Source organism: Massilia sp. Root133 (assembly GCF_001426525.1).
In the GTDB taxonomy this organism is placed as follows: domain Bacteria; phylum Pseudomonadota; class Gammaproteobacteria; order Burkholderiales; family Burkholderiaceae_D; genus Telluria; species Telluria orientalis.
In genome coordinates this window covers 39,199-52,233 of record NZ_LMEW01000004.1, presented here as the reverse complement: position 1 = coordinate 52,233, position 13,035 = coordinate 39,199, and the positions used below count along the sequence as shown (strand labels likewise).

4 protein-coding genes are annotated in these 13,035 nt (G+C 69.8%); all 4 read left to right on the top strand.

What is annotated here, in order from left to right; genetic code table 11:
• Positions 1–360: 360 nt before the first annotated feature.
• Positions 361–9,645: a YDG domain-containing protein gene (locus ASD28_RS04960; RefSeq protein WP_056124896.1), complete on the top strand. Its 9,285-nt coding sequence runs from the start codon at positions 361–363 to the stop codon at positions 9,643–9,645.
• Between the two features lie 16 nt (positions 9,646–9,661).
• On the top strand, positions 9,662–11,296 hold the full coding sequence (locus tag ASD28_RS04955; RefSeq protein ID WP_056124892.1) for a ShlB/FhaC/HecB family hemolysin secretion/activation protein: 1,635 nt from the start codon (positions 9,662–9,664) through the stop codon (positions 11,294–11,296).
• A 145-nt stretch (positions 11,297–11,441) separates the two neighbouring features.
• Complete coding sequence (locus ASD28_RS04950) at positions 11,442–11,663, top strand: hypothetical protein (protein ID WP_156403894.1); 222 nt, start codon at positions 11,442–11,444, stop codon at positions 11,661–11,663.
• A gap of 77 nt (positions 11,664–11,740) precedes the next feature.
• Positions 11,741–13,024 carry a glycosyl hydrolase family 28 protein gene (locus ASD28_RS04945; RefSeq protein ID WP_082577473.1) on the top strand — a complete coding sequence of 428 codons (1,284 nt, stop codon included), beginning with the start codon at positions 11,741–11,743 and terminating at the stop codon, positions 13,022–13,024.
• Positions 13,025–13,035 lie beyond the last annotated feature (11 nt).

The following is a 13,035-nucleotide window of genomic DNA, read 5'->3' as shown; positions in this document are numbered from 1 at the left end:
TTGATTCGTGTTAAATCAAATTAAAAATGACACGCATCCGAATTAACGACGCGGGCTGAATGATCGCAATTCAATTGGTGGTGAATATATTTGGAGAAATACTTTTGTAGATAAATAAATTCGTTTTTGCATCATATTATCTTGTCTGTGGCACGCGTGTAACTTATTGAATTGACGAGCAAATGATTGGAAAACGCATCCATCGTCGCTGATTTTTTCTATTTCATATCATCGCGATAATTCTTTTAGGTAATTCGTTGCCGGTGCGCGACTCATAATTCACGATTTATTGATTTTATCGATTTCCTGTCGGGAAATATCCTAAACTAAGTGGATTCTTATTAGCCGCCCGGAATTCTCGTGAACCGTATTTATCGCATCGTCTGGAATGCAGCAAAAAACATTTGGCAGGTCGCGTCGGAACTCGGTTCCAAGTGCGCCAAATCGTCGACCGGGCGTGCGCGCCGGCGCCGCCAGCTGGCGTTGATGGCGCTGGCCGCCGCCGCCGCGGGCGCGCATGCCGCCGATCCGTTGCCGGCGGGCGGCCACGTGACGGCCGGGCAGGCGACGCTGAACTATGCGGGCAAGACGCTCACGGTCAACCAGGGCAGCAACAAGGCCGCCATCGACTGGACCGGCTTTTCGGTCGGACAAGGCCATACCGTCAACTTCGTCCAGCCCTCGGCCAACGCCGTCGCGCTGAATCGCGTGCTCGGCGCGGACGCGTCGATGATCCAGGGCGCCCTGAACGCCAACGGCCACGTGTTCCTGCTGAACCCGAACGGCGTGCTGTTCAGCCCGACGGCCCAGGTCAACGTCGGCGGCCTGCTGGCGTCCACGCTGGCCATGAGCAACGACGACTTCCTCGCCGGGCGCTACCGCCTGCAAGGCAGCAGCGCGCAAGGCGTCCAGAACCAGGGCGTGCTGCGCGCCGGCAACGTCGCACTGGTGGCGGCGCGCGTCGTTAACACGGGCGAGATCGTGGCCGACAGTGGCAATGCGCTGCTGGGCGCGGGCAGCGACGTCGTCGTCGACTTCGGCGGTCCCGTCAAGCTGCAGGTCCGGAAGGGCGCACTGGACGCACTCGTCGACAACGGCGGCGCCGTGCGCGCGGACGGTGGCACGGTGCTGATGACGGCGAAGTCGGCCGGCGAACTGTCCGGTGCCGTCATCAACAACAGCGGCATCGTGCAGGCGCGCACGCTCGCGACCGGCGCGCAGGGCCAGATCCTGCTGCTGGGCGACATGCAGACCGGCACCGCCAACGTGGGCGGCACGCTCGACGCGAGCGCGCCGGCGGGCGGCAACGGCGGCAACATCGAGACGTCGGCCGCGCACGTGACGACGGCGCCGGGGCTGACGGTGAATGCCGGCGCGGCCGCGGGCAAGGGCGGCGAATGGCTCGTCGACCCGTACGACTACACGATCAACGCGGCCGGCGCCGCGACGATCTCGAATTCGCTGAACCAGGGCACGAGCGTGACGGTGACGACGCAGTCGAGCGACACGAGCTTCGGCACCGTGAGCGGATCGAACGGCAACGGCGATATCACGGTGGCCAGCCCGATCGCCAAGACGGGCGGCAGCGATGCGACCCTGACCCTGCGCGCGGACCGCAACGTCATCGTCGACAGCGCCATCACGGCGACGGGCGGCAGGCTGAACTTGACGCTGTCGGCTGCGAACGCGGCCGGCGCGACGGTCGGCGGCGTCGACGTCAACGCGAACCTGGCATCGAACGGCGGCACGATCCTGATCGGCGGCAACGGCGGCAGCGCATCTGGGGGCATCGGCTTCGCCCGCAACGCGAACACCACCCGCACGAGCGCGGCGGTCACGATCGAACGCAACGTCTCGATCCTCTCCAGCGGCGGCAACATCACGATCAACGGCAAGACCAACCTTGCGCCGCAGGGCGGCAGCGTGGACGGCACCAAGGGCGGCATCTTCATTAAGCAAGGCGCCACGATCCTGGCCGGCACCGGCAACCTGCAGATGACCGGCGAGAGCATCGGGCACATCAAGGAATTCGGCATCGGCTTCGAGGCAGGCTCGGGCACCGTCACGACCGTCGGCAGCGCGCCTGGCGCCGGTACCGTACTGATCAACGCCAACAACACGACGCCGGGCGCCAACTACACGAGCGACGATCGCGACGCCGGCGCCATGGGCATGGTGAACTACGGCAGCCGCGAGCAGGTCGTGTTCCAGGGCCCGTCGGTCGCGCACTGGCTCATCTATATCAACGGCGCGCCGCGGCCCTCCGCGTACACGCAGGCGCCGCAGCTGTCCGGTTGCCTGAATCCGTACCCCAACTGCGGCTACCTGCTCGTGACGGGCCGGAACAACAGTTACCTGTACGCGACCTACCAGGCCGTGGACATGTCGACCAACCCGATCTACGTGCTGGGCGCCAGCGGCGGCACCAAGGTGTACGACGGCACCACCCTCGCGACGGGCATGAGCTTCTCGTCGGTCGGCGGTCCCGCCGGCTTCACGCCCGCCAGCCTGTCGCCCGCGCCCGTGTTCAACACGAGCAGCAAGAACGTGGGCACGTACGGCACGCTGACGCCGGGCGCGACCAACCCGCGCAACGTCACGTCGGGCGGCACCACGTACGCCGTCGGCTATTTTTATAACGGCGATTACGCCATCACGCGCAAGGCGCTGACCCCGAGTGCGGCGGACAAGGTCTACGACGGCACGACCACGGCGGCCGTGTCCATGTCCGGCGCCATCGCAGGCGACAACGTCACGGCCAGCGGCACCGGCAGCTTCGGCTCGAAGAACGTGGGCACCTATTCGGTCAGCATCAGCAACATCACGCTGGGCGGCACGGACGCGGGCAACTATACGCTGGCGGGGAACTCGGCCAGCGCCACGGCCAGCATCACGCAGCGCACCGTCACGCTCGATGCGAGCAAGACGTACGACGGCACCAACAGCTTCTCGACCGTCGACCTCGGCAACCTCGTGGCGGGCGAGGACCTCGTCGCCTCCGGCATCACGGCCAACAGCGCCGACGTCGCGGACGCGCGCTACGTCAGCGCCATCGCGCTGGCGAACGGCGCCACGGGCCTCGCAAGCAATTACCGCCTGCCGGGCCTGACCGCGGCCGGCGCCGGCAACACCGCGGCGATCACGCCGAAGGCGCTGACCCTCACGGGGCTGGCGGCCTCCGATAAGGCCTACGACGGCACGACGACGGCCCAGGTGACGGGCGGCACGCTGTCCGGCCTCGTGGGCAGCGAGACGCTGAATGTGTCGAACCTGACCGGCGCCTTCGCCGACAAGACCGTCGGCGCCGGCAAGGCGGTGACGCTGGCCGGCGGTACGCTGGCCGACAACACCGGCCGCGCATCGAACTACACGCTGGCGCAGCCGGCCGGCGTCACGGCCTCCATCACGCCGAAAGCGCTCACCGTATCCGGCATCACCGCCTCCGACAAGACGTACGACGGCACGACGGCGGCCACCGTGTCCACGACCGGCGCCACCTTGCAGGGCCTCGTCGCCGGCGACACGGTCACCGTCGGCGCGACGGGCGCGTTCGCCGATGCGGACGCCGGCACGAACAAGACGGTCGCCCTGGCCAGCACGCACGGCGGCGCGGATGCCGGCAACTACACGATCACGGACCAGGCGTCCGCCACGGCCGCGATCACGCCCAAGGCGTTGACGATCACCGGCCTCGGCGCCGCGACCAGGACGTACGACGGCACGACCACGGCCCAGCTGACGGGCGCCACCCTGTCCGGCCTCGTGGGCAGCGAGACGCTGAACCTGTCCGGCCTCGCCGGCGCGTTCGCGGACAAGAACGCGGGCACCGGCAAGACGGTCGCCGTGTCGGGCGGCACGCTCGCCGACGGCACGGGCCGCGCGGCCAACTACAGCCTCACGGTGCCGGCAAGCGTCAGCGGCACGATCACGCCGAAGGCCCTCACGGCGTCCGGCATCACGGCGTCGGACAAGGAGTACAACGGCACGACGGCGGCGACGGTGTCGGTCGCCACGGCGACGCTGGGCGGCGCCATCAGCGGCGACGACATCGCCCTGGGCGCCAGCGGCGCATTCGCCGACAAGAACGCCGGTAGCGGCAAGACGGTGGCGCTGACCATGGGCCTGTCCGGCCAGGACGCCGCCAACTACACGCTGGGTGGCCAGACGGCGGCGCTGGCTGCCATCACGCCGAAGGCGCTGACGGTGTCCGGCATCACGGCCGAAAGCAAGGCCTACGACGGCACGACGGCGGCCACGGTGTCCACGAGCGGCGCGACGCTGCAGGGCCTCGTGGCGGGCGACACGGTGAGCGTCGGCGCAACCGGCACGTTCGCCGACGCCAACGCGGGCACGGGCAAGACGGTCACGCTGGCCAGCACCCACGCCGGCGCGGACGCGGGTAACTACACGATCACGGACCAGGCTTCCACCACGGCCGCGATCACGCCGAAGGCGCTGACGCTCACGGGCCTGACGGCATCCGACAAGGTCTACGACGGCACGACGGCGGCCCGGCTGACGGGCGGCACGCTGTCCGGCATGGTCGGCAACGAAACGCTGAACCTGGGCGGCCTGACCGGCGAGTTCGCGGACAAGAATGTCGGCACGAGCAAGGCCGTCACCGTGTCCGGCACCATCGCGGACGGCACCGGTCTCGCCTCCAATTATGCGATCGCGACGCCGGCGGGACTCTCGGCCGCCATCACGCCGAAGGCCTTGACGGTGGCCGGCATCACGGTATCGGACAAGGTCTACGACGGGACGAACTCGGCCACCGTGGCCACCGGCGCCGCCACGCTGGGCGGTGCGATCAACGGCGACGACATCGCCCTGGGCGCCAGCGGCGCGTTCGCCGACAAGAATGCCGGCACCGGCAAGACGGTGGCGCTGACCACGGGCCTGTCCGGCCAGGACGCGGCCAACTACACACTGGGCGGCCAGACGACGGCGCAGGCTGCCATCACGCCGAAGGCCCTGACGGTGTCCGGCATCACGGCGGCCGACAGGGCCTACGACGGCACGACGGCGGCCACGGTGTCCACGAGCGGCGCGGCGCTGCAGGGCCTCGTGACGGGCGATGCGGTGACCGTGGGCGCAACCGGCACGTTCGCCGACGCCAACGCGGGCACGGGCAAGACGGTCACGCTGGCCAGCACCCACGCCGGCGCGGACGTGGCCAACTACGCGATCACGGACCAGGCGTCCACCACGGCCGCGATCACGCCGAAGGCGCTGGCGCTATCCGGCCTGACCGCATCCGACAAGGTCTACGACGGCACCACGGCGGCCCGGCTGACGGGCGGCACGCTGTCCGGCATGGTCGGCAACGAGACCTTGAACCTCGGCAGCCTGACGGGTGCGTTCGCGGACAAGAACGTGGGCACGAGCAAGGCGGTGACGGTGTCCGGCACCATCACGAACGGCACCGGCCTCGCATCCAACTATGCGATCGCCACGCCGGCGGGCCTGTCCGCTTCGATCACGCCGAGAGCGCTCACCGTGTCCGGCATCACCGCGGCCAACAAGGTCTACGACGGCACGACAGCGGCGACGGTGTCGGTCGATGCGGCGACCCTGGGCGGCGCGATCGGCGGCGACGACATCGTCCTGGGCGCGAGCGGCGCGTTCGCGGACAAGAATGCCGCGAACGGCAAGACGGTCGCGCTGACTACGGGCCTGTCCGGCCAGGACGCCGCCAACTACACGCTGGGCGGCCAGACCACGGCGCTGGCTGCCATCACGCCGAAGGCGCTGACGGTGTCCGGCATCACGGCCGAAAGCAGGGCCTACGACGGCACGACGGCGGCCACGGTGTCCACGAGCGGCGCGGCGTTGCAAGGCCTCGTGACGGGCGACACGGTGACCGTGGGCGCGACGGGCACGTTCGCCGATGCCAACGCGGGTACTGGGAAAACGGTGACGCTGGCCAGCACCCACGGCGGCGCGGACGTGGCCAATTACGCGATCACGGACCAGGCCTCGACCACGGCCGCGATCACGCCGAAGGCGCTGACGCTCACGGGCTTGACGGCATCCGACAAGGTCTACGACGGCACCACGGCGGCCCGGCTGACGGGCGGCACGCTGTCCGGCATGGTCGGCAACGAGACGCTGCACCTCGGCGGGCTGACGGGCGCGTTCGCGGACAAGAACGTGGGCACGACCAAGGCGGTGACGGTGTCCGGCACCATCACGAACGGCACCGGCCTTGCGTCCAATTATGCGATCGCCGCGCCGGCGGCACTGTCCGCTGCGATCACGCCGAAAGCGCTCACGGTGTCCGGCATCACGGCCTCCGGCAAGGTCTACGACGGCACGACGGCGGCGACGGTGTCGGTCGCCACCGCGACCCTGGGCGGCGCGATCGCCGGCGACGACATCGTCCTGGGCGCCAGCGGCGCGTTCGCCGACAAGAACGCCGGCAACGGCAAGACGGTGGCACTGACCACGGGCCTCTCCGGCCAGGACGTGTCCAATTACACGCTGGGCGGCCAGACGACGGCGCTGGCTTCCATCACGCCGAAAGTATTGACGGTGTCCGGCATCACCGCCGCCAGCAAGACCTACGACGGCACGGCGGCGGCCACGGTGTCGACGTCGAATGCCGAGCTGTCCGGCCTCGTGGCGGGCGACTGGTTGACCGTCGGCGCGAGCGGCACGTTCGCCGACGCGAATGCGGGCGCGGGCAAGACCGTTACGCTGACCAGCATCCACGGCGGCGCCGATGTGGCCAACTACGCGATCACGGACCAGGCGTCCACCACGGCCGCGATCACGCCGAAGGCGCTGGCGCTGTCCGGCCTGACCGCATCCGACAAGGTCTACGACGGCACCACGGCGGCCCGCCTGACGGGCGGCACGCTGTCCGGCATGGTCGGCAACGAGACCTTGAACCTCGGCGGCCTGACGGGTGCGTTCGCGGACAAGAGCGTCGGCACGGGCAAGGCCGTCACGGTATCCGGCACCATCACCGACGGCACCGGCCTCGCATCCAATTATGCGATCGCCGCGCCGGCGGCACTGTCCGCTGCGATCACGCCGAAAGCGCTCACGCTGTCCGGTATCACCGCGGCTAGCAAGGTCTACGACGGCACGACGGCGGCGACGGTGTCGGTCGATGCGGCGACCCTGGGCGGCGTGATCGGCGGCGACGACATCGGCGTGAGCGCCAGCGGCGCGTTCGCGGACAAGAATGCCGGCAACGGCAAGACGGTGGCGCTGACCACGGGCCTGTCCGGCCAGGACGCCGCCAACTACACGCTGGGCGGCCAGACGACGGCGCTGGCTGCCATCACGCCGAAGGCCCTGACGGTGTCCGGCATCACGGCCGAAAGCAAGGCCTACGACGGCACGACGGCGGCCACGGTGTCCACGAGCGGCGCGACGTTGCAGGGCCTCGTGGCGGGCGACACGGTGACCGTAGGCGCAGCCGGCGCGTTCGCCGATGCCAACGCGGGTACTGGGAAAACGGTGACGCTGGCCAGCACCCGCGGCGGCGCGGACGTGGCCAATTACGCGATCACGGACCAGGCCTCGACCACGGCCGCGATCACGCCGAAGGCGCTGACGCTCACGGGCCTGACGGCGTCCGACAAAGTCTATGACGGCACAACGGCGGCCCGGCTGACGGGCGGCACGCTGTCCGGCATGGTCGGCAACGAAACGCTGAACCTCGGCGGGCTGGCGGGCGCGTTCGCGGACAAGAACGCCGGCACGAACAAGGCGGTGACGGTGTCCGGCACCATCGCGGACGGCACGGGCCTCGCATCCAATTATGCGATCGCCACGCCGGCGGGACTGTCCGCCGCCATCACGCCGAAAGCGCTCACGGTGTCCGGCATCACGGCCTCCGGCAAGGTCTACGACGGCACGACGGCGGCGACGGTGTCGACGGCGCAGGCGCGGCTGGCGGGCCTCGTGGCGGGCGACACCGTCACGGTCGGTGCCACCGGCGCCTTCGCCGAGGCCGACGCGGGCAGCGCCAGGACCGTGCTACTCGCCAGCGCGTACGGCGGCGCCGATGTGGGCAACTACGCGATCGCGGGCCAGGCGGCGACGCAGGCGGCGATCACGCCGAAGACGCTGACGCTGGCCGGTCTCGCGGCCGCGGACAAGACCTACGACGGCACGACCGCCGCCACACTGGCGGGCGGCACGCTCGTCGGCCTCGTCGGCGGCGAGACGCTGCGCGTGGCGGGCCTGGCGGGCACCTTCGCGGACCGGAACGCGGGCCAGGGCAAGACCGTGACGGTCGGCGGCGGCACGCTCGCCGACGGCACGGGCCGCGCCGCCAACTACAGCCTGGCGCAGCCGGGTACCGTGACGGCGTCGATCGGCCAGAAGGCCGCGACCGTGACGGGCATCACGGCGTCCGACAAGGTCTACGACGGCACCACGGCGGCCGCGCTGGGAATGGGCGGCGTGGTCGTGCAAGGCCTCGTCGCGGGCGACGACGTGCAGGTCGGCGCCACCGGCACGTTCGCGGACAAGAACGCGGGCGGCGGCAAGGCGGTGACGCTGGCGAACACGTTCGGCGGCCGCGACGCCGGCAACTATGCGATCACGGGCCAGTCCACGGCCAGCGCCGCCATCACGCCGAAGGCATTGACGGTGTCCGGCATCACCGCCGCGAACAAGACCTACGACGGCACGACGGCGACCACGGTCAGCGGCGCGAACGCGACGCTGGCGGGCCTCGTGGCCGGCGACACCGTGACGGTGGCCGCGACCGGCGCGTTCGCGGACCGGAACGCGGGCAACGGCAAGACCGTCGACCTGGCCGGCACCCTGGGCGGCGCGGACGCGGGCAACTACGCGGCCACGATCCAGCGCACGGCGGCCGCGGATATCGCCCGCAAGGCGCTGACCGTGACCGGCGCGGCCGTCGCCGGCAAGACGGCGGACGGCACGAAGACGGCGACATTGACGGCGCCCGGCACGCTCGAGGGCACCATCGCGGGCGACAACGTGGCCGTGAGCGGCAGCGCGGCCACCGCGCAGTTCGCGCAGGCCACGGCCGGCACGGGTATCGCGGTGGACGTGAACGGCCTCGCGCTGACCGGCGCCGACGCGGGCAACTACGCATTCGAAGGCCGCACGGCGACGACCGGCACCATCATCGCCGCCGCGACGCCGACGCCGACGCCGACGCCGACGCCGACGCCGGTCCCGACGCCGACGCCGGAGCCCACCCCCATCCCGGCGCCGACGCCCGAGCCGACACCGGTCGTGGTGGTACCGGCGCCCGAACCCGCGCCCGTCGTCGTGACGCCGGCGCCGACCCCGACGCCGGTCCCGACGCCGGCACCGGCACCGGTCCCCGCGACCGCCTCGGTGGTGGCGGCCACGATCGCGCCGCAATCGCTGGGCCTCGCGCCCGTGCTGCCGGCGCCGGCCGTCGGCGGCCTCGCTTACGTCGCCGTCCCGGAATCGGGCGCGGCGAGCGGTGGCGGCGCGGCGGCGGCGGACGGGCAGGGCGGCGGCGATTCGGCCGTCGGCGCGACCAACCGCCGCCAGTCGTCCAGCCAGGCGCTGGCGGCGGGCCGCGACGTCAAATTCCTGAACGTGCTCGTCGTCTCCGGCGGCATCCGCATGCCGGGCGCCGGCAACGACCAGTCGGGCGGCAAGGACGCCACGACCCCGTAACGAACCCGGACAACGCATGACATACCACCTGAAACTCCTGCCGCTGGCCCTGCTGGTCGCGGCGTCCCTGCCGGCCCTCGCGCAACAGCCCTCGCTGCAGGAAAACGCGCGGCAGCTGCCGCAGCCCCGCACGGGCGCCGCACCCGCCGTGCAACCGGCGCCCGCCGGCGCTCCCATGCAGGCGGGCGGCCAGCAGGCGACCCTGCGCCGCGTCGTCATCAGCGGCAATACGCGCATCGGCAGCGAGGCGCTGCTGGCGGCCATCGGTCCCGTGGACGGCAAGTCGTTCGACTTCGCCGGCCTCGCGGCACTCGCCGCGCGCGTGACCGCGCATTACCAGCAGGCCGGCTATCCGTTCGCCCGCGCCTACCTGCCGCAGCAGGACCTGTCCGGCGGCGACCTGCGTGTCGAGGTGCTGGAAGGCCGCTACGGCAAGGTCACCGCCCACGGCGAACCGGCGTTCGTCAAAGGCGCGCAGGGCTTCCTGTCCGCGCTGCCGCACGGCGACATCATCGAAAGCGGCCGCCTGGAGCGCGTCACCCTGCTGCTGGACGACCAGCCGGGCGTGCGCACGGTGCCGCTCGTGCGGCCGGGCGCCGAGGTCGGCACGGGCGACCTGCTCGTCGAAGTGAAGCGCGACCACCGCTACAAGGGCGAGGCGGGCCTCGACAACTACGGCACCCGCGCGACGGGCCGCACGCGCGCCCACGCGAGCGTGGACGTGGACAGCCCGTTCATGCTGGGCGACCAGCTCGCCGCGCAGGCGCTGTACACGCAAGAGGGCATGTGGTTCGGCTCCCTCGCGTATGCGGCGCCGCTGGGCTACAGCGGCCTGCGCGGGCGCGCCAGCTACACGCATTCGTACTACGACCTGGCCGGCGGCTTCGCCGCGCTGGGCGCGCGCGGCACGGCGGACGTGGCGAGCCTGGGCCTGTCGTACCCGATCGTGCGGTCGCAGGTGCGCAACCTGATCCTGTCCGCCAGCGTCGACCACAAACGCCTGCACGACCGCCAGGACGCCACGCTGACGGACACGCAGAAATCGAGCACCGTCGTCCCCGTGACCCTGTCGTTCGACGTGCGCGACCAGTTCCTTCACGCCGGCATCACGTTCGGGGCGCTGAGCTGGACCCGCGGCAAGCTGGGGATGAATGGCGACACGCAGGCCGTCGATGCGACCAGCGCGCGTTCGGCGGGCAGCTTCAACCGCTTCAACCTGGACCTGGCCCGCATCCAGTCGATCAACGACCGGCTGGACGTGTACGCCCGCGTGTCGGCGCAGTGGACGGGCCACAATCTCGATTCGTCGGAAAAGCTGGGCCTGGGGGGCGTGAACGGCGTGCGTGCGTATCCGAACGGCGAAGGCTATGGCGACATGGGCTGGGTGGCGCAGACGGAAATCCGCTATGCCGTCGGCGCTGTGGTGCCCTACCTGTTCTACGACGCGGGCCGCGTCACCTTGAACAAGTCGCCGTGGACCACGCTGGACAACCATCGTGCCCTGGGCGGGGGCGGCATCGGGGTGCGCCATGCGCGCGATGCGTGGACAGCCGGCGTCACGGTGGCCTGGCGTTCGCACGGCGGGGCATCGCAGACGGACGAATCCACGCATTCGCCGGCCGTGCTGGCGAACCTTGCCTACCGGTTCTAGGCACAGCCTTTAAGCATAGTTCAGACCGGCGGAACGGCAAATTGATTCTGTCAATGTCGTACCGCCGCGCGATCGAAAAAATCATCGGCAGAGCGCGCCGCACAAGCATATGCTTAAGTTGCATATACATATAGCGGAGACAACGATGAAATTCGGAATGCAACCCGGCCGCGTAAAAGCTCACCTGCACCTGTCGCACATCCACCGCCCGCATTTCCACATGCCGCACATGATGCACCGCGACTGGCATGCGTTCGAGCCCGTCCTGCGCGTCGCGCAGATCATCCTGCTGGTCGTGCTGGCCCTGCCGTTCGCGCAATTCGTCGCGAAAACGATCGTGTGGGCGTTCAGGTCGCTGTTCGGGTGAATCGATCAGCGAATTGATCCGCGCAAACCGTGCGGCTGCTTTAGCATGAACCGGATCTGACCACGATCCGGACCATCATGCCATTGCTTCCTTCCGCCCGTCGCCGTTTCATCCTCTCGTTATTGTCCGTTCCGCTCTGGAGCCACGCGGCGCCGGACGGCAAGCGCGTGTCCATCCTCGACACCGGCGCCGTCGCCGACGGCGCCACGGTCAATACGCGCGCCATCCAGGCCGCCATCGACCGCCTGGCCGGGCAGGGAGGGGGCACCGTCGTCGTGCCGGCGGGCGTGTTCGTCAGCGGCGCGCTGTTCCTCAAGCCGCGCGTCCACCTGCGCCTCGACAAGGGCGCCGTGCTGCGCTGCTCGACGGACATGCGGCATTTCCCGGTCCAGCGCACGCGCATCGAGGGTCACTTCGAAGAACGCTTCAATCCGGGCCTGGTCAACGCGTCCGGCTGCGACGGCCTGACGATCACGGGTGAAGGCACGCTCGACGGCGCCGGCCGCCCGATCTGGGACCAGTTCTGGAAACTGCGCAATGCGTCGAAGGAGAAGGGTAACTTCCGCAACCTGGACGTGCCGCGCGCCCGGCTGGCCGTCATCGAAGGCTCGCGCGGCGTGACGATCGCCGGTATCACGTTCAAGGATTCGCAGTTCTGGAACCTGCACCTGTACCGCTGCCGTGACGTGGTCGTGAAGCATGCCAGCTTCGAGGTGCCGGACGATTACAAGCAGGCGCCCAGCACGGACGGCATCGACATCGACAGCTGCCAGGACGTGCTCGTCGACGGCTGCCGCTTTTCCGTGACGGACGACTGCATCGCCGCGAAGGGCACGAAGGGACCGCATGCGCTCGATGACAAGGACAGTCCACCGACGGAACGCATCCGCGTGCGCAACTGCACGTTCCGCCGCGGCCACGCGCTGTTCACGTGCGGGAGCGAGGCGACCGTCGTGCGCGACGTCGTCGTCGAACGTTGCCGCGTGCAGGACGTGGGCGCCATCGCGCACCTGAAACTGCGGCCGGACACGCCGCAGCGCTACGAAGACATCGCGTTCCGCGACCTCGTGCTGGACTCCGGCAAGGGCGAGATCGTGGCGATCCGCCCGTGGAGCCAGTACTTCGACCTGCAGGGCGAGGCGCCGCCGCATTCGTTCGTGCGCGGCCTCGTGCTGGACGGCCTGCGCGGCCGGTTCGGCGCCTTCGGCATCGTCGCACCGAACCCGGGCCAGACCGACATCGGCGGGATCGTGCTGCGGAATATCGATGTGCAACTAACCGACGAGCGGCTGCAGGTAAAAAACGCGGGCAAGCCGGTGGTGGAGAACGTCGTGGTCAACGGCAAGCCCTGGGTCGTGTAGGGCCTGCCGGC